Below are 20,479 nucleotides of genomic sequence, written 5' to 3' on the forward strand. Positions count from 1 at the left end.
TTGGTTGCCCCGGACAGAGCCACGGTTCATCGCTCCCGTTCCCGGGAACGCAGCGGGGAGGGATCTCGTCCCCTATTTCCCAGGTGGGCAGAATTTGCTAAGAGGCTGTCCCCACCCATTCTGCCCACTCCCGTCCCACTGATGAAAAACGACGAAATCCTCAGCCAAATCACCGAGTTCTGCCGTCAGGCGGACATGGCGGAATCGACGTTTGGCCGGCGCGCCGTGAACGATGGGAAACTGGTGCATCGCTTGCGCGAGGGCAAGCGGATCACCATCGACACGCTGGACCGGATCCAGGCCTATATGGCCGCGTCAACGACCGGCGGCCTGCCGCCGCCGCGGGGACTTCAGGTGCCGCCGGAGAAGCGTGATCCGCGCGGCAATTTCCGCTTTTTCGAGAACCGGCAGAAATATCTGTTGTTCGTGCACACCTGTAGCGAGAAGCGGGTGGTCGCCGAGCGCGTGGCGCTCGAACTCGCCAGCATCCATCCGCGGCCCCCGGCGCTGCGCGTGTTCGATGCCGGTGTCGGCGACGGCACGGTGCTGGCGCGGGTGCTGCGCTCGATGCACCAGCGCTTTCCGCACATGCCGTTCTATGTCGCCGGCAAGGAGCTCAGTCTCGAGGACGTGCGCCTGACCCTGGACAAGGTGCCGGACCGCCTGTTCGAGCATCCCGCCTCGGTGTTCGTCTTCACCAACATGCTCTATGCAGAGGCGCCCTGGCTCACGCCGGCCTCACCTGCGGCCGCTGCCGCCGCCGTCTGGCACGAGGTGCCGCTACGGGGAGACTCATCCGGTGATTTCGAGACCCAGATTGCCGAGCTGAAGCCGTTTCTGGAGCAGAATTGGCGCGCGGCCATCAGCCCACGTACCGGCATGCCATTATACGAGCGGCCGGTCGTGCTGGTGCTCTACCGCGAGGACCACAGATTTCTGCTGGATTCGACCATTCCCCGCCCCGGACAAGCCGAGGCCAATTTCGACCTCGTCATTGCATCCCAGCCATATCGGGCCCTGTCTTCGGTCAATTTCAGGGCAAAGCGGATCATTGCACCGCTGGCGCGGGCATTGCGGGCAGGGGGGCGTCTGATCGGAATCCACTCCCATGGCCAGGATCCCGGCATGGAAATGATCCAGGCCGTCTGGCCCGGAGAAAATCCTTTCGCCGTCAGCCGTCATGAGCTATTGCGCGCCGTTAAGTATGAGCTCGGATCGTTGGGCCGCGACCTAAACTTTAATGTTTATGCGGATAACCGCTCGATCTTCAGGTATGATATGGAAGCGCTGCCCAACGAGGTGACGGGTACCATCGGAACCTCGACGGCCTTTGCAGCGTGGAATGCGGCGGTGTATGTCGCCCAGATCGAGGACGACCGTTTGGCAGATATGACTCAAAACGGCCGTACTCTGGATGCCGCCAGGGACGTGCTGCGAAAGTACAACGGGCTCTGGTTTCTTGACGAATCCTACGTCATCTCGCGCCGGCGTGATTGACATCATCCGAGAGTAAACATCGCAAACGCCCGCCCTGATGTGGCGGAACAAGGGGTTACTGATGCGCGCGTCCTATCTCTTCACCAGCGAGTCCGTGTCCGAGGGCCATCCGGACAAGGTGTGCGACCGGATCTCCGATGAGATCGTGGATCTGTTCTATCGCGAAGGGCCCAAAGCTGGCATCGATCCCTGGGCCATCCGCGCCGCCTGCGAGACGCTCGCGACCACCAACAAGGTGGTGATCGCGGGTGAGACCCGCGGCCCCGCATCTGTCACCAACGAGCAGATCGAAGCTGTCGTTCGTGCCGCAATCAAGGACATCGGCTACGAGCAGGACGGTTTCCACTGGAACACCGCTGATATCGAGATCCTCCTGCATCCGCAGTCGGCCGACATCGCGCAGGGCGTCGATGCGCTTCAGCCGGGCGAGGTTAAGGAAGAAGGCGCGGGCGACCAGGGCATCATGTTCGGTTACGCCACCAACGAGACGCCGGATCTGATGCCGGCGCCGATCTTCTACGCCCACAAGATCCTACGCCTGATCTCCGAAGCGCGTCACTCCGGCCGCGAAAAGGTGCTCGGTCCGGACCCAAGAGCCAGGTCACCGTGCAGTACGAGAACGGCAAGCCAGTCGGCGTGCGCGAGATCGTGGTGTCGCACCAGCATCTGGTCGAGGACATCTCGTCCAAGCAGATCCGCGACATCGTCGAGCCGTATGTCCGCGAGGCGCTGCCGAAGGACTGGATCACGCCGAACACCATCTGGCACATCAACCCGACCGGCAAGTTTTACATCGGCGGTCCCGACGGCGACACCGGCCTGACCGGCCGCAAGATCATCGTCGACACCTATGGTGGCGCGGCTCCGCATGGCGGCGGTGCGTTCTCCGGCAAGGATCCGACCAAGGTTGACCGTTCCGCGGCCTATGCGGCGCGCTACGTCGCCAAGAACATCGTTGCCGCCGGTCTCGCCGACCGCTGCACGCTGCAGCTCGCCTACGCCATCGGCGTGGCGCGTCCGCTCTCGATCTATATCGACACCCACGGCACCGGCAAGGTGTCGGAGGACCAGCTCGAGAAGGCGGCGGCGCAGGCGATGGACCTCACTCCCCGCGGCATCCGCAGCCATCTCGACCTCAACCGCCCGATCTACGCGCGCACCTCGGCCTACGGCCATTTCGGCCGCACGCCCGACAACGAGGGCGGCTTCTCCTGGGAGAAGACCGATCTGGTCGAGCCGCTCAAGCGCGCGCTCTAAACGCTCTTACCTCGCCCCGCTTGCGGGGAGAGGTCGCCGCGAAGCGGCGGTGAGGGGACTCTCCACTGGCCGAGTTGCGCGGATGGAGCCCCTCACCCCCAGCCCCTCTCCCCATACGAATTGGGGAGAGGGAGAAGACTGTGCCGCAAGGCGCTTCGTTTGCTTCGTTACTGACACGCCAGACCCACCGACTAGGAAACAGACATGAACGCGAAGCCCGGCTTCACCGATTACATCGTCAAGGATATTTCGCTCGCCGATTTCGGCCGCAAGGAGCTCTCGCTGGCCGAGACCGAGATGCCCGGCCTGATGGCCACCCGCGAGGAGTATGGCCCGAAGCAGCCGCTGAAGGGCGCGCGCATCGCCGGCTCGCTGCACATGACGATCCAGACCGGCGTGCTGATCGAGACGCTGGCAGCGCTCGGCGCCGACATCCGCTGGGTCTCCTGCAACATCTATTCGACGCAGGATCACGCCGCCGCCGCGATCGCGGCCGCCGGGATTCCGGTGTTCGCCGTCAAGGGTGAGAGCCTTACCGAATACTGGGACTACACCGCCAAGCTGTTCGACTGGCACGGCGGCGGTCACCCCAACATGATCCTCGACGACGGCGGCGACGCCACCATGTACGTCCATCTCGGTCTGCGCGCCGAGAACGGCGACACCAAGTTCCTGGACAAGCCGGGTTCGGAAGAAGAGGAAGTCTTCTTCGCGCTTCTGAAGAAGCAGCTCAAGGAAAAGCCGAAGGGCTACTTCGCCGAGATCGCCAAGAGCATCAAGGGCGTTTCCGAAGAGACCACCACGGGCGTGCATCGTCTCTATGACATGCAGAAGGCCGGTACGCTGCTGTGGCCAGCCATCAACGTCAACGACAGCGTCACCAAGTCGAAGTTCGACAACCTCTATGGCTGCCGTGAATCGCTGGTCGACGGCATCCGCCGCGGCACCGACGTGATGATGTCGGGCAAGGTGGCGATGGTCGCGGGCTTCGGCGACGTCGGCAAGGGTTCGGCCGCCTCGCTGCGCCAGGCCGGCTGCCGCGTGATGGTTTCTGAAGTCGATCCGATCTGCGCGCTCCAGGCGGCGATGGAAGGCTACGAAGTCGTGACCATGGAAGACGCCGCGCCGCGCGCCGACATCTTCGTCACTGCGACCGGCAACAAGGACATCATCACCATCGAGCACATGCGTGCGATGAAGGATCGCGCCATCGTCTGCAACATCGGCCACTTCGACAACGAGATCCAGATCGCGGGTCTGCGTAACCTGAAGTGGACCAACATCAAGCCGCAGGTCGACGAGATCGAATTCCCCGACAAGCACCGTATCATCCTGCTGTCGGAAGGCCGCCTCGTGAACCTCGGCAACGCGATGGGCCATCCGTCCTTCGTGATGTCGGCCTCCTTCACCAACCAGACGCTGGCGCAGATCGAACTCTTCGCCAACAACAAGGACGGCAAATACAAGAAGGAAGTCTACGTGCTGCCGAAGTCGCTGGACGAGAAGGTGGCCCGGCTGCACCTCGCCAAGATCGGCGTCAAGCTCACCGAGCTGCGCAAGGACCAGGCCGACTACATCGGCGTGAAGCAGGAAGGTCCGTACAAGTCGGATCACTACCGCTATTGATCCGCTGATTACATGAATCATCGACGCGAGGCCCCGGAGCGATCCGGGGCTTCGTTGTTTGGCGGCGGCGCACACGTCTGCGTGCGCGTGTGGACGGAGCCGATTGCTAGTTGACGGGCGCTGCCGCCGGTCGGACAATCCTCGACGGCGGAGAAAATCATGTCCCAAGACCATTTCGACGTGCTGATCGTCGGTGCCGGCCTGTCCGGTATCGGCGCGGGTTATCACTTGCAGAGCAAGTGCCCGACGAAGAGCTACGTCATTGTCGAGGGCCGCGATTGCATCGGCGGCACCTGGGATCTGTTTCGCTATCCCGGTATCCGCTCCGACAGCGACATGTTCACGCTGGGCTATTCCTTCAAGCCGTGGACCGATCCGAAAGCGATCGCCGACGGCGCGCAGATCCTGAACTACGTGCGCGAGACCGCGGCCGAGAACGATATCGAGAAGCACATCCGCTTCCGCCACCGCGTCAGGCGCGCGGCGTGGTCGACGAGCGAGGCGCGCTGGACCGTCGAGGCCGAGCGCATTGCCGGTGATGGCGCAACCGAGTTCGTGCGCTTGACCTGCAATTTCCTGTTCATGTGCGCCGGCTACTACAAATACGAAGCTGGCTACACGCCGGAGTTCAAGGGCGCTGAGGATTTCGCCGGTTGCATCGTGCATCCGCAAAAATGGACCGATGACATCGACTATTCGGGCAAGCGCGTGGTCGTGATCGGCTCCGGCGCGACCGCGGTCACGCTGGTGCCAGAGCTCGCCAAGAAGGCGGCGCAGGTGACAATGCTCCAGCGTTCGCCGACCTATGTGGTGTCGCGGCCCGCGCAGGATCCCGTCGCCAACAAATTGCGCCGCAACCTGCCGACGCGGCTTGCCTATCACGTCATCCGCTGGCGCAACGTGCTGTGGGGAATGTTTTTCTTCCAGCTCAGCCGGCGCAAGCCCGCCAAGGTCAAGGACCTGATCCTCAAGGGCGTGCAGATGGCGCTCGGTCCCGATTACGATGTCGCGACGCATTTTACGCCGCGCTACAATCCATGGGATCAGCGGCTGTGCCTCGTGCCGGATGGCGATCTGTTCAAAGCCATCCGCGAACAGCGCGCCGCGGTCGTGACCAACGAGATCGATACGTTCACGCAGAGGGGAATCCGCCTCAAGGACGGTCGCGAGCTGGAGGCGGACATCGTCGTCACCGCCACCGGTCTGGTGCTGCAAGTCGTCGGCGGGCTCGAGGTCAGCGTCGACGGCCGCGCCGTCGATTTCGCCAACACGCTGACCTACAAGGGGATGATGTATGCCGACGTGCCGAACATGGCCTCGGCCTTCGGCTATACCAATGCGTCCTGGACGCTGAAATGCGATCTCACCTGCGAATATGTCTGCCGGCTGATCAACTACATGGACCGGCATAATTTCCGGCAGTGCATGCCGCACAATGACGATCCGACCATCACCGCGCAGCCGTCGCTCGATTTCAGCTCGGGCTATGTGCAGCGCTCGGTCGCTAAGATGCCGAAGCAAGGCTCGAAGCGGCCGTGGCGGCTTTACCAGAACTACGCCTTCGATATCGTCTCGCTGCGCTTCGGCCGGATCGACGACGGTGTGATGCAGTATTCCTGATCACTGCCATCATGTGAGCATTGGGGCGCGCTGAGCGGCTGGGACCGGTACCGCGCTGCAACCACAAATACGTTGTTCTGCGTATTCGGGCCTCCAGGCTGAATCGGCCATCCTGCCCAAACGGTTAACGCCGGATTAACCGGTGAGTCCTAGGCTGTCTCGGCCGGGTTACTCGCGAGGCCGAGGTGAGCCCAATGGAAGCCCAGAAGATCGCGGTCGACGCCGTCGTGGCGCTGACCGATTGCGACCGCGACGCCGTCATCGCCTTCATCCGCCGGCTCTATATGGCCGGCGTCACCGACCCCAAGCGCCTGACCTTCAAGGGTCTTCAGGCGCTGTCACGGGCTTGATCCGGCTGGTTTCGGCGCTCAGTTCCCTCGTTTTGCTCCCCCCGCGTGAACGCAACGGTGCGGTGAATATCTTGCCGCTGCGGCTATGTCGGAGTAGATCACGTCCCCGGTTCACTCGGGAACTGGGGAAATGCTGAAACAGCTTTTTGCGCCGCAACTCGTCATTCTCTATGTGCTGGCGGCATCGACGATTTACGTTCACTTCCGGGGCAAGCAGCGGCTGCGCTTCGCGCGCCAGCTCGGCGACCACTCGACCTATCTCGCCCCCTACAACGTGCTGATGTATGCGGGCTCGGCGGTGCCGAACAGGCCGGTCATTGCGGTCGAGAACTTCCCCGAATTGAAACCGCTCAGCGACAACTGGGAAACCATTCGCGACGAGGCGGTGCGCCTGTTCGACGAGGGCTTCATTCGCGCGGCTGCGAAGAACAATGACTGGGGCTTCTATTCCTTCTTCAAGAGCGGCTGGAAGCGCTTTTACCTGAAATGGTACGACGACTTCCTGCCCTCCGCGCGCACCTTGTGCCCGAAGACGGTGCAACTGCTCAACTCGATTCCGAGCGTCCACGGCGCGATGTTCGCGATGCTGCCGCCGGGCGGCAAGCTGGGTGCGCATCGCGATCCCTTCGCGGGCTCGCTGCGTTATCACCTCGGGCTGGTCACGCCGAACTCGAACAAATGCCGCATCCTCGTCGACGGAGTCGAATGCGTCTGGCGCGACGGCGAGGCCTTCATGTTCGACGAGACCTTCATCCACAGCGCCGAGAATGCGACCGACGTCAACCGCATCATTCTGTTTTGCGACGTCGAGCGTCCGATGAAGTACGGCTTCATGACCGCGATCAACCGCTGGGTCAGTCACCACATCGTCAAGGCGTCGGCAACCCAGAACGTCGACGGCGAGAGCGTCGGTGTGCTCAACAAGGTGTTCGGCAAGCTCTACGAGATCCATCTTGCGAGCCGCAAGGTCAAGGAATGGAATCGCAGCGTGTACTACACGCTGAAATATTCGCTGACGGCCCTGATCCTCGGCCTCATCGTGGTGTCGGCGTTGCGGTGATGGAGCAGATAGCCGCGCCTTTGCCGGCCGCGAATGCCGAGATTGCGCAGTTCTTCCACGTGTGGCTGGAAACCTTCGCGGGCTATGTCCGCGAGGTCGACTACGCCGCGGCGCGACCGCTGTTCCATCCGGATGTGCTTGCCTTCGGTACGCATAACGACGTCATCCCCGGTCTGGACCAATGGGTTGCCACGCAATGGAACAACGTCTGGCCAAAGACGACCGACTTCCGATTCGTGCTCGAGCAGACCGCGATTCTGACCTCACCCGATGGCGCGATGACGACGGTGGTCGCGCCATGGACGAGCACGGGTTATCATCCCGACGGCACCCCGTTTCCGCGTCCCGGCCGTGCGACGATGGTGTTTTCGCGACATGGCGATGGCTGGCTGTGTATCCATTCGCACATGTCGCTCAATCGCGGTGTGCCGCAGACAAGCCATGCCGATCGGCCGGTGAAGGCCTGGTAGATCGGGATCGTCGGCAATCGAAATGAAAAGGCCCCGGACATGCCCGGGGCCTTCCGATTTCCACTCGCTGAAATAAGCTACTCGGGCTGGCCGATCGACACTTTCAGCGAGCCGACTCCGTCGACGCCGCATTCGAGCTTGTCGCCGGGCTGGAGCTGCGACACGCCAGCCGGCGTGCCCGTCATGATGATGTCGCCAGCGGCGAGCTTCACCTGCTGCGAAAGCTGCCAGATAATTTCAGGCACGTTCCAGATCAACTCGGTGAGGTCGCCCTTCTGGGCTTCCTTGCCATTGACTGTGAGCCAGATACTGCCTTTGGCGGGATGGCCGATCGTCGATGCCGGCTGCACCGCGGAGCAGGGCGCGGAATAGTCAAACGACTTGCCGACCTCCCACGGACGTTCCTTCTTGCGCGAGGCGATCTGGAGGTCGCGGCGGGTCAAGTCGATGCCGACAGCATAGCCGTAGACATGGTCCAGCGCCTTGTCGGCCGGAATGTTCAGCCCGCCGCTCTTCATCGCGACGATCAGCTCGACCTCGTGATGCAAATCCTTGGTCAGCGGCGGATAGGGGATGGTGGCGCCATCGGGCACCAGCATGTCGGCGTGCTTGGCGAAGAAGAACGGCGGCGCGCGCTCGTCATTGCCCATCTCGCGGATGTGTTCGAGATAGTTACGACCGACGCACCAGATGCGGCGCACCGGATAGCGGCCGGGCTCTCCGACGACGGGAAGCGACGGCTGCGACGGAGGCGGGATGACGTAGGAGGCGGCGTTCATGAAGCGGTCTCGCTGCTCTTGGGGTGAAACGAACTCTATGCGGTTGCGCTGATCGGCGCCAGAGCGCCGGCGTCGTGATGTTGCAGCCGGAAGAACGAGGCGTAGCGTCCCGAGCGGCGCAACAGCTCGTCGTGCCGGCCCTGCTCGATGATCTCGCCGCCCTCGACCACCAGGATCGCATCCGCGTGCATGATGGTGTGCAGGCGATGCGCGATCACGATGGTGGTGCGGTTCTGGCACAGATGCTCGATCGCCTCCTGCACCTGCTTCTCGGACTCGGAGTCGAGCGCGGCGGTGGCTTCGTCAAGCAGGATGATCGGCGCGTTCTTGATCAGCGCGCGCGCGACCGCGATGCGCTGGCGCTGGCCGCCCGAGAGTTGCGTGCCGTGCTCCCCGACGGGTGTGTCGTAGCCGAGCGGGAAGCTCATGATGAAATCATGCGCGCAGGCCGCCTTCGCGGCATCGGTGATTTGCTGTTCTGTCGCGCCCGGCCTGCCGAAGGCGATGTTGCTGCGAATAGTGTCGCGGAACAGATAGACGTCCTGGCCGACATAGGCGGTCTGCTCGCGCAACGACTTCCGCGAGATCGCGCCGATCGACTGACCGTCGATCACGATCGCTCCTTGCGTCACCTCGTAGAAGCGCAGCAGTAGCGCCAGCACGGTCGACTTGCCGCCGCCGGACGGGCCCACCAGCGCGGTGACCTTGCCCGGCTCGGCAACAAAGCTCATGTGGTTGAGCACGGTCTCGCCGGAGCGATAGCAGAAGCTGACGTCGCGCAGCTCGATCTTCGCTTCAGAGAGCTTCAGCGCCGGCTTGTCGTCGTCGGAATGCTCGCTCGCCGGACTGTCGACGACCTCGAGCAGCATGCGCGCGCCGACGAGCTGGCTGTTGAGATCGATATTGAGCCGCGCCAGCCGCTTGGCTGGCTCGGTCGCCATCAGGAAGGCGGTCATGAAGGAGAAGAACTGGCCGGGTGTGGCACCGAGCGCGACCACGCTGTAGCCGCCATAGAGCAGGCAGCCGGCCACCGCGAAGCCGCCGAGCATCTCCATCAGTGGATTGGAGCGGTTGGCGACGCGGGCCATCTTGTTTGCGTTGCGCTCGACGATCGCGATGTTCTCGTCGATGCGGTTCTGCATCGTCTCTTCGAGCGTGAACGCCTTGACCGTGCGGATGCCCTGGAGCGATTCCTGCATCGTCTCCATGATGTCGGCGGTGCCGGTGAACTGGTTGAAGGCGAGGCCCTTGATGCGCTTGACCAGCTTGCGCAGCACCAGCATCGCCGGCGGCACCGCGACGAGGCCGATGAACGACATCAGCGGATCCTGCCAAACCATCACGCCGATCATGGCGAGGAGCATCATGAGGTCGCGCCCGATGGCGTTGACCAGCATGTTGAGAACGTCGGTGATGGACTTTGCGCCGGCCGTCAGCCGCGCCAGGAATTCAGAGGAGTGCCGCTCGGAGAAGAAGCCGATGCTCTCGCGCATCAGCTTGGTGAAGAGCTGGCGCTGGTTGGTGGCGAGGATGGCGTTACTGATCTTGGTCAGGATCACCATGTGGCCGTAGGTCGCCACGCCCTTGACGAAGAGCAGGATGACCGTGACGCCCGAGAGCATCGCGATGCCCGGGATGTTCTTGTCGACATAGGCCTGGTTGATGACCTGGCCGAGGACGTAGGTCGCGGCCGCGGTCGATCCGGCAGCGAGCGCCATCAGCGCGAAGGCGACGAGGTAGCGCCGCCAGTAGACGAACCCTTGTTCCGTGACCAGGCGGCGAATCAGGACCGCTGCCGCGTAGGGATCGTCGGTGATTTTCTTTGGAAACTGCGCCATCCGGTGTCCATTGACGGCGCAGGGAAACGCCTGCCCGCGCGTCAGGGATCGAACGGCCTCTGTGCCCGCTAAAGCCACGGTTTTCAAGCCCAATTAGGGGCTTGCGTCCGGATGGAATCTAGGCCGAGGCGGCGTGGCGGAGTTCGCCATGGGACTCCCGGAACAGCTTGTCCTCCCAGGCCAGCGCATGCGCTGCAATGGTCTCGAGGTCGTCGTATTGCGGCCTCCAGTCGAGCAGGCCGCGGATCCGGCTGGTATCGGCGACCATGGTCATGATGTCGCCGGGGCGACGCGGAGCGTATTGCACGGCGAAGCTGCGGCCCGATACCCGCCGCACCGCATCGATCGTCTCCAGCACCGAATAGCCCCGGCCGTAGCCGCAATTCAGCGTCGTCGAGGCGCCGCCATTGCGCAGATAAGCAAGCGCCGAGCGATGGGCCTGCGAAAGGTCCGTGACGTGGATGAAGTCGCGGATGCAGCTTCCGTCCGGAGTCGGGTAGTCGGTGCCGTACACGTCGATCTTGGCGCGCTGGCCGGTCGCGGCTTCAACCGCGATCTTGAGCAGATGCGTCGCGCCGACGGTGGCGAGCCCGATACGCGCCTGCGGATCGGCACCCGCAACGTTGAAATAGCGCAGCACGACATATTGCATGCCGTAGGCGGCGGCGACGTCGTGCAGCATGATCTCGGTCATCAGCTTCGACGAACCGTAGGGCGACAGCGGCCGCGTCGGTGCATGCTCGGGCACCGGCACCTGGTCCGGGTCGCCGTAGACAGCCGCGGTCGAGGAAAAGATGAAGCGGTCGATGCCGCGCTTGACTGCGACGTTGAGCAGGCTGCGTGCGGTCATGAAGTTGTTGCGGTAATAGCCAAGCGGATCGCGCATCGATTCCGGCACGACGACCGAGCCGGCGAAATGGATGATGCTCTCGATGTCGTGCTGGGCGATCACGCCTTCGACCAGGTTCTCGTCGCCGGCGTCTCCAATGAACAGCGGCACGCCTTCGGGCAGACAGGTAGAGAAACCGGTGGAGAGATCGTCGATGACGACGACGTCCTCGCCGGCTTCCGCCAGCGCAAGGACCGTGTGACTTCCGACATAACCGGCGCCGCCGGTGACTAGCACAGTCATGCTCTCACCCGTCTTCCAATCGATGCTGTAAGCTAACGTTTACGTGGTGAAGAGGGGGTATCGGCGCCGCTGAACTGGTCACTATGCTTAATGTTGAGTATAGGGGACTTCCGAAACGGAGCGTGACGTGGCGAACTTCCCCGGTGATCTCCAGGTGATCGTGCCAAATCTGCACAGGCGCTATTCCGGGGTCACCGCGACCAACCGGATGGTGGCGCCGCGGCTGGCGAAACTCTATCGCGCGGCGTGGTTCGGCTCCGACGCCCCGGAGGGGATCGCGCGGCTGAGCACAGCCGATTTCCTGAGGCTATGGCGCCGCGAGGCGCCGCTGATCTGGCATGCGCGCCGCAACAACGAGATGATCGCGGGCGTGGTGCTGCGCGCGCTCGGCTGGCCGCTCAAGCTCGTCTTCACCTCGGCGGCGCAGCGGCACCATAGCTGGATCACGCGCTGGCTGATCCGGCGCATGGACGCGATCATCGCGACCTCAGGGATCTCTGCGTCGTTCCTGAAGGTGAAGGCGAGCGTGATCCCGCACGGCGTCGACACCGAAATCTACGCGCCGCCAGCGGATCGCACGGCTGCCTTCACGGAAGCCGCGCTGCCGGGCGCTTACGCGATCGGCTGCTTCGGCCGGGTGCGTGCGCAGAAGGGCACGGACGTGTTCGTGGACGCGATGTGCCGGCTGTTGCCGCGTTATCCCGATTTCACCGCTGTCATCGTCGGGCAGGTCACGGCGGAGCAGACCGCCTTTGCGAATGATCTCAAGCAGCGCATCGAGGCTGCCAACCTGCAATCGCGTATCGTCATCACCGGCGAGCTGCCGATCGAACACGTGCAGCGCTGGTATCAGCGGCTGTCGATCTACGCCTTCACGTCGCGCAACGAAGGCTTTGGCCTGACGCTGATCGAGGCGATGGCGGCGGGCAGCGCGCTCGTCGCAGCGCGCGCCGGTGCAGCCGAGCTCGCGGTCGAGGATGGCGTGACTGGCGTGCTGATCCCCACTGGTGATGCTGATGCGCTCGTTGCGGCGCTGGAGCCGCTGATGCGCGATCCCGCCGCCGCGCTCGCCATGGGGATGCGTGGACGGGCACGGGTGCTTGCGCAGTTCAGCCTCGATGCCGAAGCGGCGCGGATCGGCGAGGTCTACCGGCCGCTGCTCTGAGCCAGTGCCGGCGTGTGGTCGCGAACAAAAACCGCGAAAACAACCCCATGCACAGTAGACGGTGACTGCGAAATCAATGGTTTGAGCGGCGGCGCGATGTCTTTGCGGATTTTTCGAAATCCGTTTGACGCGTCGGGCAAAACACCTGTAGAAGGTGATCGTCGCAAGTTCGCATCGCGCCGGCCGCGGCCCATGCGGGAGGCCGCGCCGTCATCGCAGCGATCGCCAACCGATCTCGGCTCCAATTCCATCTAGTCCCGCGGCTCACTGATTCGCACCGGCGAGCGCGTGCCGGAGGGCGTGGAGGTCGAGAGCTTCCCCGAGGAGGTCTATCGCGAGGCGCCGACCTTGCGCGAGTACCGCTACATCAACCGCGATAGCCACACCTATATCGTGGAGCCGCAGGAGCGTCGCATCATCGAAGAGATCGATTGATCCTGCCCGCGAAGGAGAACGAAGGGCCGCTCTCGCAGCGGCCCTTTTTAATGTCGTTCCGGGAAATTAGGACACGTTCGGTTCCGGTATAGGAACACCGTGCTATTGCGGATTCCTCAGCTCCGTTGGAGGAGTCAGGATTGCTCCTGCCGGGGCTGCGATTTCATTCCGAGCAAATTTTTCCGGCGGGGGTCGCGCGAATGCGGCCCTTTTTTACTTCACAGTCGCGGGGGTAAGACACCGATGCGGCCAACACGAACGCCAACGCAACTGACGATCGATTTTGCTGAAGATGAGCAGGATTTCGGTACCATACGGTGAAGGCCCCTTGGCGTGAGGTCTCGCGCGCAAAGATGTGAGCCCGCCAAATGGCAGGTTACAAATTGGCGGGACACAGATGACGACAGTTGCGGTTTTGTCGGATTCTCTGCGGCCGGTGTAAGCTCGGCGCCATCAAAAGGGAGCCTGACAATGACAAGGCAGGAGAAGCTTGTGCTGATCGAGCGCTTGCACGACATCTGGAGCACGGGCGATACCCGGTCGATCCACGAGGTGTATGCCGAAAGCTTCGTCGCCCACATGCCGAAGGGTTGGGGGCCGGCCCCATCCCGTGACGGACACGACGGTATCCGACAGGCAATCGAGCGGCTCCGTTCCGGCTTTCCGGACTGGCGCGAGCACATTGACGACATTGTCATAGATGAAGACAGAGTGGCCGTTCGATATCACTCTACGGGCACTCATCTCGGTGCGTTCGCGGGCATGCCCGCCAGCTGTCGTCGTGTTGAGGTCGATGAATTGTCGATCTTCCGAATCAAGGAAGGACGCGTTGTGGAGCAATGGTGCCTCAACGACGACCTTGCCTTCGGAAAGCAGATTCGAGGCGAACCTCTCAGCTAACCGAGGGCTGCTGTCCGCCATTCTCAACATTCAGTGTACGATCCCGTCAACGCCCCGGGGTTTGGGCGAATGGCTGGCTGTGCTCAGGCAGCGTGAGCGACGTTCTGAGGACGCCAGTTCCAAGGCAGAAGTTCGTGAATACGCTTTGCGGGGTGGTCCGGCAAGCGGGCGGGCACGTCGGCCACCAAGCCTGCGCATCAATGTCGTCGAGCTTGGCACTGGCAATCCTGGGTGTAGATCGAATTTCGCCAAGGGCCTGTAGAATGAAAGAGGCCGCCCAACCTGGCGGCCTCACTTATTTGCGGAGGCGCGGTCTGTCGTGCTGGTTCCGTGTTATAGTGAATTGTGACAACCGGAGATCGTCCAATGTGGACGTGGACATTTGTCGTCGTTTCCTTGGCTTCGATACCGCTTGCAACCCATATGGCGCATGTCCGCGACAGGTCACCCCGAGCTTGGTTCTGGATAGCTGCCGTCGTTGGTCCTTTGGCGCCTTTGGCGCTCCTTGCTCTTGGCCGAGGCAAGCATCCCGCGCCGGCGAACTAGGTGTGGTGGCCTCGCGCCTAACCCTTCACGGCGGGTACGGGCGGCACCGGCAGAATGATTTCGGAAGCGACCTTCCAGTCCTTCCCGACGCGAAGCCAATTGATGATCATAAGAAACGGCTTGGCTGTTCCATCCTGCCCCGCATAAGAGACCGTGATGTTCATCGGCACGTAGGACTCGGCGACGTCGCGCGTCAGGCCGACAACCTTGAGCTTCGAATAATCGGGCTCGAGCACGACCGGACCGGAGCCGCCGATATCATGCAGCTTTTGATCAATCGCCTCGTTGCCCCAATAACCGGCCCAGTTGCCCTCGGACTGGATCGCGCTCTTAGCCACCAATAAGGTCGAGGGCGATTGCCAGAACATCTCATGCAGAGCCTTGAAATCGTGCTTGTTGGCAAATTCCATCAGCCTGCCGAACTCCGACTTGATGGTACCAAGGGTCGTAGAATCGAGCGGCTCCTCCTTGACAGCGGAAGCAGCCCCGATAGTGCCCGTGGAAAGCGCCATGGCGGTGAGAGTGGTAAGAAGTGTCTTGTACATGCGGGAATTCGCTTCCAGGTCGGTGGCTATGGGTCTGGTTCAGATCACAACGATGCCAGTCACTTTGCGCGATGGAGATGAGACACTCACTTCCATCGGCCGAGCACGGCTTCAGGACGTTAACTTGTACATTCGCGTAGCAGAGTTACGATTTTCGCATCGAGAGTTCGGGCGACGGCGAGGGCTTCCGAACTGCCGTAATGCAGCAGGTAACTCTCCATTTTGTCATAAGAGACGTGAACGCTATCGGGACGCTCATCAATGAGGACCGTGACTGGCGCGTAAGATCCAGCATCGGGCACGTGCCTGACCATTTCTTTCATGATAAGCGGATTGCCGACCACAAGCCGTATGATCTTAGGCGTCTTGGATCCCGTTTCGCGACGCAAGATGTCGCCCAAGTCGAACTCCGCGAAGAGCATAAGGTCGGTGCGGCCCACGCCGCTTTGGACAATGCGCTCAAAATCCGGGAAGGATTTTGCTGCCCTCGTCGCCCTAAAAAATTCGGCAATGTCAGGCTGACCGACCGCCGACTTGAGCGCAGCCACGACAGCGTCGAAAGGTTTTGAACTCGTGAGGCTGAAGCGCTCAACTTCTATTTTGGATTGTCATCTTATCTTCCGTCCCAACGCTCATGATTGAAGTGGCTCGATCGCATCAGAAGTATCGGGGATCACGCAACCGAGGGCCGAGCGTCCAGGAAAGTCCGGACGTGGCTGACGAAGATCTCGTGGTGCTGAAACAGGGCGCCGTGCCCTGAATCGGGATAGAGGACCAGTTGAGCGTTGCTTAGTTCCCTAGACATCGCGTAGGCATTGCTCGCGGGCAGCATGGTGTCGTGGCTGCCGCTGACCACAAGAGCCGGCTGGCGGATGGCGCGAAGAATGGCGTGCCCGGGATCCGGCGTGGCGCACCAGGTGATCAGCGCTCTAGCTTGCGGATCGGTCACTGCGCTGCCGTTATCGGTGTCCCGATCGTCCTTACGCACCTTCGTCCGCTTCAGGAATGCCAGGCCGGACAACCGGCTGGCGGACGAATTCGTGAAGAAAAGCGGCAGGCGGGGGTCCGGCGCATCGGTTTGAGAGAACGCCTGCTGCAGAACCGCTAACAGGTGTTCCTCTCCGCCTTTCGGCGCGGTACCGACGAGTATGAGCTTGCGGACAAGCCGTTCGTGCTCGGCGGCAATCTCTTGGGCAACGCAGCCGCCGAGAGAAAAGCCCAGCAGGTCGACTTCAGAAGCGCCGAGTAGGTTGATGAAGGCTACTGCATCTCGCCATCGCTGCGATATTGTCAGGCGTTTGGCCGGTCGAGCGACCGACCCCGGCGTTGTCGAATGCGATTACAGGGCGATCGGTGGCGAGAGCGTTGACGACGGCGGGATCCCACGCATCGATGTTGCCCGAAAAGTGCTGCAGGAGAACCAGCGGAGTTCCGGTCGCGGGGCCGAGACGGCGATAGGCGAAGCGGATTCCGTGGCCTTCGATGTAACGGGTTCGTGCCGTTTCGAGTGTGGGACCGTCCTGGTTCGCGATGTCGAGTTGAGTCATATCGTACTCCGAATGCTTGGCATGAAATGATCGAGCGGGTGACCCGCGAGCGCGGCGAGCGAGGCATTCCTCTAGGATGCCACTGGCGCTTCTGCGCCTTTGCCAGGTTTGCGCCATCGCGGTCTGAGGCGTTCTGCATTCCTCTGAGCGAGCGTGCGCGCTCCCGGCGCGAAAGCGCCGGGAGCGGTACAGTCACCTCGCGAGCGCCGCCTTTTCGATGACCTCAGCGACTTGCTTCGCATGGACGACGAGCGAGGCATGGCTGCCGGTGACTTCCGTCGTCTGAGCATGGATCCTGGCTGCGAACGACTTCTGGGCCTCGGGCGCGAGGACTTTGTCCTTCGTGCTGATGACGTAGAAATTCGGCTTGTGATGCCAGGCCGCAATGTCGACAGGGGCTTCGAATGCAACGTGGTTCAGCGGAAGTTGCGAGGTGGCCAGATGCGCGGCGATCTCCGGGGGAAGGTCGGCCGCCACCGCGGAAGGAAACACCTTCGGGTCGATGTAGAGGTTGCCCTTGTCGTCGGGATGAATAGCGTTGCCGCCTTCGGTCGGCGGGCCGGCTTTGGACAGCGACGCCAGAGACTCTCCGACGTCGGGCGCGAACGCGGAGACATAAACCAGCGCCGAAACCTTGGGATCGTCCCCTGCTTGCGTGATGACGATCCCACCCCATGAGTGGCCGACCAGAACGGTCCTGCCGTCCTGATTCGCGAGCGCCTGCTTGGTGGCATCAACGTCTGCGGCGAGCGAAGTGAGCGGATTTTCGACGAGCGTGACGTGGTAGCCTTTTTTCGTAAGAATATCGGCAACGGGCTGCCAGCTCGTCTGGTCAACGAAAGCGCCGTGCACGAGCACGATATTGTGGGCTGCCCCCTTGGGCAGTTCGGCGGAGTGGACGGAGCCGGCCAATGTCGTGCCGGCCAGCAGTACGGTGGCGGCGGAGAGGAGGATATTTCGCATTGATTGTTCCTGTTGGTATGTCGGACGAACACGGTCCGGGGAAATGGACAGGCGTTTCCAGCAAGGTCGCGGTTCTTCCATCTGCCGTTGGCGAAATGGTTGCCGCACGTCACGTCGGCCCGCCGTGGCATGACCTATTCCGCGGACCTCTCGGACGATAGGGACCAATCGTCCGGATCTTGTGTCCGATCGTCCACTGCTCTAGTCTCGGTGGATGGATATACTCACCCAGGTGCTCGATCGGGTTCGTCTCGGCGGGACGCTGCTCTTTCATTTCGAGCTCGGCCATCCCTGGCATCTTGAATTGCCGGCGCGCCCCTACGCCCTGTTTCACTATCTCAGCCAGGGTTCAGCGACCCTCGCGCTCGAACAGGGAGAGGAAATCCAGATCACCGGGGGCGATTTTGTCGTGATCACACGTGGCGAGCCCCATGTGTTTTATTCGGATCGCCGGGCCGAGCCTTTGCGCATCGTGGATATCGAACGGTCGTCGCCACGCCTCGGCTTCCTTCGCCACGGCAACGGTGCAAAACCGCTCTCGACCATGCTCTGCGGCAATTTTACGGTGTCGCGGCCGATGTTTGGCAGCGTGCTGGAGTTGCTTCCACCCGTGCTCTTGCTGAAGCCGACCTCGGACCGTGGTTGGCTCGAAGCCATCCTGCGCCGCATGATGAGCGAGTCCGCGCTCGAGCGTCCTGGCCAAGGCGTCGCGCTTTCACGACTGACGGAAGTGCTGTTTGTCGAGGTGCTCCGAAGCTGGATCGCGTCTCTCAGTCCCGGACAAGGCGGCTGGATCGGGGCCATTTCTGACCCCCATATCGGACCGGCGCTGAAGCTGATTCACAAAAGTCCGGAGCAGCTTTGGACGCTGAGCGATCTTGGCCGTCGCGTCGGGCTCGGCCGCTCGGCATTTTCGGCGCGCTTCAGCAGGCTCGTCGGCCAGCCCATGCAACGTTATGTGATCGAACGCCGGATGGCGGAGGCGGCGTTCCTGCTGGAAACCAGCGACGAGCCCATCGCACGCATCGCCAGCCGGGTTGGTTACGAGACAGCGGCGGCCTTTTCAAAGCTGTTTCACCGGCATCACGGACTGTCGCCCGGCCGATACCGGGCCGCTCGACGACTTGATGGAAGTCGCCCGCAACCGAACAGTTCGGCAGTACAAGCATAGCCGACCTTCGGCGTCTTTTCCGGTTCGGTCGCTGTCGGGTTCAATCTGGAGATGCGCGGCGACTTCACCGAGCCTGGCCCGCGATCCAACCTCGTCAAACTCACCCGTGAGACGTGCGACCAGGCTTCATTTCCAATTTGTAATCGATCATTGGTGAACCAATGCAGTCGTCGGACGCAACTGAGATTTGTGACCATCGATATTCAGTGGAGAATTTCCGATGAAGCGTCTCGTTCTTGCGGCGATATTGTTGATGAGCGCTTTAGTCGGTGCCCAAGCCGACTCAGAGTATGCGAACACCCAAAAACAGTGGCGCGGGGATGATGCCCTCCATGCCGATGCACAATATTGCGATCAGCGCTTCGGAGTGGTGCTGGACGGCGCCGCAACTTCAGCCGCCTATAAGAAATGTATGCTCGGCCGGGGTTGGCGGTACAGGCGCTCCACCCACCCACAGACCTGGATTGATCCCGAAATTGGTGACACCTGCCACGACATCCTTGGCGGGCTTGGCTCGTCTTGCGGGAATTTCTAGTGAGGTCCCGCAACACGAGTGACCCAACGCAGGCTTGCGGATGGTCCCGCAACCCCGCTCGCAAGGGCAATTTGTCCTGGCGCGCGGGTGCGGTCGGTGTCAAAGCAAAGCGGATATCACACCGATTTATGAGTACGCGCCCCAGGACACGAGGGATCAATACGGAGCCCCGAGTGGCTGCGGGAGGGTCGCCATGTCGCCTAAAGATTACCGACTTCGCGGCCGAGGTTCAGCTCAAAGTCGCCGGCGCTTCCTATGCCTCGCGCGCGCAGCTTCGGCATGCGCTCGGCTGCGCCTGGCCAGCGGAACGTGGTGAAGAAGGTGTCCTGCGTCGCCTGCAGCTGAGCGGGGTCCGGCAGGCCGTGCTGGTTGATGGTCGCTTTGCAGGTGCTCAGCGCCTGTTTGTCGAACGACAGGATGCGCCCCACGAAATTCGCGACGAACTCATCGAGGTGGGCTTCGGGGATGGCGCGGTTGATCCAGCCGTATCGTTCGGCGGTCTCGGCATCGAAATCGTCGCTCCCGAGGATGATCTCCATCGCGCGCGAGCGGCCCACCAGGATCGGCAGGCGTTGAAGCGCCCCGCCGCCTGGGATGAGGCCGCATCCGACCTCAGGCTGGCCAAAGATCGCCTTTTCCTTGCTGGCGAAGCGCATGTCGCAGGCCAGGGTGAACTCGCTCCCACCGCCGCGCGCCCGGCCGCGGATCACCGCAACGCTGAGGACGTTGCTATGAGCCAGCTTGGTGGCCGGTTCGATCCAGCGTGGCGCGCCGAACCGGCTGCGGGGCTCGGCCGTGCTGTAGTGAGCGATGAAGAAGTCCGGGTTGGCGCTCTCGAAGGTCACGACCTTCAGCGCATCGTCCGCGTCGATCTCCTCCACCAAATCGTAGAACTCGTCGTAGGTGCGATCATCGATCGCGTTGATCGGCGGGTTGTTGAAGGTCACGCGCCAATAGCCCGGCGTGGACTTGTCGATGCTGATCCTGGTGGGGATGTCGCTCATGGTTGCCTCCGTTCCATGGACTTGTTGAGTGAGCCTTGC

General features: G+C 62.2%; 17 protein-coding genes and 3 pseudogenes. 12 read left to right on the forward strand and 8 right to left on the reverse strand.

The window, feature by feature from the left end; all coding sequences use genetic code 11:
- Positions 1 to 141: 141 nt before the first annotated feature.
- From AB8Z38_RS00505 to AB8Z38_RS00535, 7 genes and pseudogenes are all read left to right on the forward strand, one after another.
- A complete protein-coding gene (locus AB8Z38_RS00505; RefSeq protein ID WP_369726710.1) occupies positions 142 to 1,497 on the forward strand; it encodes a hypothetical protein in 1,356 nt (451 codons plus the stop codon).
- A gap of 61 nt (positions 1,498 to 1,558) precedes the next feature.
- Positions 1,559 to 2,754, forward strand: a pseudogene (metK, locus tag AB8Z38_RS00510) (methionine adenosyltransferase).
- A gap of 204 nt (positions 2,755 to 2,958) precedes the next feature.
- A complete protein-coding gene (ahcY, locus tag AB8Z38_RS00515; protein WP_369722575.1) occupies positions 2,959 to 4,380 on the forward strand; it encodes an adenosylhomocysteinase in 1,422 nt (473 codons plus the stop codon).
- Between the two features lie 159 nt (positions 4,381 to 4,539).
- Positions 4,540 to 6,000 (forward strand): flavin-containing monooxygenase, encoded by a 1,461-nt coding sequence (locus tag AB8Z38_RS00520; protein ID WP_369722576.1) that lies wholly within the window; start codon positions 4,540 to 4,542, stop codon positions 5,998 to 6,000.
- 194 nt (positions 6,001 to 6,194) lie between these two features.
- Complete coding sequence (locus tag AB8Z38_RS00525) at positions 6,195 to 6,350, forward strand: hypothetical protein (protein ID WP_369722577.1); 156 nt, start codon at positions 6,195 to 6,197, stop codon at positions 6,348 to 6,350.
- Between the two features lie 130 nt (positions 6,351 to 6,480).
- Entirely contained in the window at positions 6,481 to 7,410 is a 930-nt protein-coding gene (locus AB8Z38_RS00530) for an aspartyl/asparaginyl beta-hydroxylase domain-containing protein (RefSeq protein ID WP_369722579.1), read from the forward strand.
- Positions 7,410 to 7,880 (forward strand): nuclear transport factor 2 family protein, encoded by a 471-nt coding sequence (locus tag AB8Z38_RS00535; RefSeq protein ID WP_369722580.1) that lies wholly within the window; start codon positions 7,410 to 7,412, stop codon positions 7,878 to 7,880. Before AB8Z38_RS00530 ends, AB8Z38_RS00535 begins: the two co-directional genes overlap by 1 nt.
- 77 nt (positions 7,881 to 7,957) lie before the next feature.
- On the opposite strand, the gene AB8Z38_RS00540 is transcribed toward AB8Z38_RS00535, so the two are convergent.
- The 3 genes from AB8Z38_RS00540 to galE all read right to left on the reverse strand — a co-directional run bounded on the left by AB8Z38_RS00540 (position 7,958) and on the right by galE (position 11,629).
- Complete coding sequence (locus tag AB8Z38_RS00540; protein ID WP_369722581.1) at positions 7,958 to 8,659, reverse strand: fumarylacetoacetate hydrolase family protein; 702 nt, start codon at positions 8,657 to 8,659, stop codon at positions 7,958 to 7,960.
- Between the two features lie 35 nt (positions 8,660 to 8,694).
- Entirely contained in the window at positions 8,695 to 10,497 is a 1,803-nt protein-coding gene (locus tag AB8Z38_RS00545; protein ID WP_369722582.1) for an ABC transporter ATP-binding protein, read from the reverse strand.
- Between the two features lie 118 nt (positions 10,498 to 10,615).
- Positions 10,616 to 11,629: a UDP-glucose 4-epimerase GalE gene (galE, locus tag AB8Z38_RS00550; RefSeq protein WP_369722583.1), complete on the reverse strand. Its 1,014-nt coding sequence runs from the start codon at positions 11,627 to 11,629 to the stop codon at positions 10,616 to 10,618.
- 127 nt (positions 11,630 to 11,756) lie between these two features.
- Here galE and AB8Z38_RS00555 point away from each other — a divergent pair, with 127 nt between their 5' ends.
- From AB8Z38_RS00555 to AB8Z38_RS00565, 3 genes and pseudogenes are all read left to right on the forward strand, one after another.
- Complete coding sequence (locus AB8Z38_RS00555) at positions 11,757 to 12,794, forward strand: glycosyltransferase family 4 protein (RefSeq protein ID WP_369722584.1); 1,038 nt, start codon at positions 11,757 to 11,759, stop codon at positions 12,792 to 12,794.
- A 270-nt stretch (positions 12,795 to 13,064) separates the two neighbouring features.
- Positions 13,065 to 13,229: pseudogene (locus AB8Z38_RS00560) on the forward strand (DUF1236 domain-containing protein); the annotation flags it as partial.
- Between the two features lie 471 nt (positions 13,230 to 13,700).
- Positions 13,701 to 14,129 (forward strand): ester cyclase, encoded by a 429-nt coding sequence (locus tag AB8Z38_RS00565; protein WP_369722585.1) that lies wholly within the window; start codon positions 13,701 to 13,703, stop codon positions 14,127 to 14,129.
- Positions 14,130 to 14,692: 563 nt separating this feature from the next.
- Here the strand turns inward: AB8Z38_RS00565 and AB8Z38_RS00570 are convergent.
- The 4 genes and pseudogenes from AB8Z38_RS00570 to AB8Z38_RS00585 form a co-directional block, all read right to left on the reverse strand.
- Entirely contained in the window at positions 14,693 to 15,220 is a 528-nt protein-coding gene (locus AB8Z38_RS00570; protein WP_369722586.1) for a hypothetical protein, read from the reverse strand.
- Positions 15,221 to 15,339: 119 nt separating this feature from the next.
- A complete protein-coding gene (locus tag AB8Z38_RS00575) occupies positions 15,340 to 15,768 on the reverse strand; it encodes a DUF302 domain-containing protein (protein WP_369722587.1) in 429 nt (142 codons plus the stop codon).
- Between the two features lie 125 nt (positions 15,769 to 15,893).
- Positions 15,894 to 16,767 (reverse strand): annotated as a pseudogene (locus tag AB8Z38_RS00580) (alpha/beta fold hydrolase).
- 192 nt (positions 16,768 to 16,959) lie between these two features.
- Positions 16,960 to 17,730, reverse strand: coding sequence for an alpha/beta fold hydrolase (locus AB8Z38_RS00585; protein WP_369722589.1), 771 nt, complete (start codon positions 17,728 to 17,730; stop codon positions 16,960 to 16,962).
- 214 nt (positions 17,731 to 17,944) lie between these two features.
- Between AB8Z38_RS00585 and AB8Z38_RS00590 the strand changes: the two genes are divergently transcribed.
- Positions 17,945 to 18,901, forward strand: coding sequence for a cupin domain-containing protein (locus AB8Z38_RS00590; RefSeq protein ID WP_369722590.1), 957 nt, complete (start codon positions 17,945 to 17,947; stop codon positions 18,899 to 18,901).
- A 220-nt stretch (positions 18,902 to 19,121) separates the two neighbouring features.
- Complete coding sequence (locus AB8Z38_RS00595; protein ID WP_369722592.1) at positions 19,122 to 19,436, forward strand: hypothetical protein; 315 nt, start codon at positions 19,122 to 19,124, stop codon at positions 19,434 to 19,436.
- Between the two features lie 200 nt (positions 19,437 to 19,636).
- Here AB8Z38_RS00595 and AB8Z38_RS00600 read toward each other — a convergent pair whose 3' ends face one another.
- The gene (locus AB8Z38_RS00600) at positions 19,637 to 20,440 is read right to left on the reverse strand and encodes an enoyl-CoA hydratase/isomerase family protein (RefSeq protein ID WP_369722593.1); all 804 of its coding nucleotides are present in this window, start codon (positions 20,438 to 20,440) and stop codon (positions 19,637 to 19,639) included.
- Positions 20,441 to 20,479: the final 39 nt, after the last annotated feature.

The organism is Bradyrhizobium sp. LLZ17 (assembly GCF_041200145.1).
Classification (GTDB): domain Bacteria; phylum Pseudomonadota; class Alphaproteobacteria; order Rhizobiales; family Xanthobacteraceae; genus Bradyrhizobium.

Bases quoted from the DNA above. Each gene is read 5' to 3' on its own strand.
- AB8Z38_RS00505 (WP_369726710.1), top strand. From the start codon at position 142: ATGAAAAACGACGAAATCCTCAGCCAAATCACCGAGTTCTGCCGTCAG.
- ahcY (WP_369722575.1), top strand. From the start codon at position 2,959: ATGAACGCGAAGCCCGGCTTCACCGATTACATCGTCAAGGATATTTCG.
- AB8Z38_RS00520 (WP_369722576.1), top strand. From the start codon at position 4,540: ATGTCCCAAGACCATTTCGACGTGCTGATCGTCGGTGCCGGCCTGTCC.
- AB8Z38_RS00525 (WP_369722577.1), top strand. From the start codon at position 6,195: ATGGAAGCCCAGAAGATCGCGGTCGACGCCGTCGTGGCGCTGACCGAT.
- AB8Z38_RS00530 (WP_369722579.1), top strand. From the start codon at position 6,481: ATGCTGAAACAGCTTTTTGCGCCGCAACTCGTCATTCTCTATGTGCTG.
- AB8Z38_RS00535 (WP_369722580.1), top strand. From the start codon at position 7,410: ATGGAGCAGATAGCCGCGCCTTTGCCGGCCGCGAATGCCGAGATTGCG.
- AB8Z38_RS00540 (WP_369722581.1), bottom strand. From the start codon at position 8,659: ATGAACGCCGCCTCCTACGTCATCCCGCCTCCGTCGCAGCCGTCGCTT.
- AB8Z38_RS00545 (WP_369722582.1), bottom strand. From the start codon at position 10,497: ATGGCGCAGTTTCCAAAGAAAATCACCGACGATCCCTACGCGGCAGCG.
- galE (WP_369722583.1), bottom strand. From the start codon at position 11,629: ATGACTGTGCTAGTCACCGGCGGCGCCGGTTATGTCGGAAGTCACACG.
- AB8Z38_RS00565 (WP_369722585.1), top strand. From the start codon at position 13,701: ATGACAAGGCAGGAGAAGCTTGTGCTGATCGAGCGCTTGCACGACATC.
- AB8Z38_RS00570 (WP_369722586.1), bottom strand. From the start codon at position 15,220: ATGTACAAGACACTTCTTACCACTCTCACCGCCATGGCGCTTTCCACG.
- AB8Z38_RS00585 (WP_369722589.1), bottom strand. From the start codon at position 17,730: ATGCGAAATATCCTCCTCTCCGCCGCCACCGTACTGCTGGCCGGCACG.
- AB8Z38_RS00590 (WP_369722590.1), top strand. From the start codon at position 17,945: ATGGATATACTCACCCAGGTGCTCGATCGGGTTCGTCTCGGCGGGACG.
- AB8Z38_RS00595 (WP_369722592.1), top strand. From the start codon at position 19,122: ATGAAGCGTCTCGTTCTTGCGGCGATATTGTTGATGAGCGCTTTAGTC.
- AB8Z38_RS00600 (WP_369722593.1), bottom strand. From the start codon at position 20,440: ATGAGCGACATCCCCACCAGGATCAGCATCGACAAGTCCACGCCGGGC.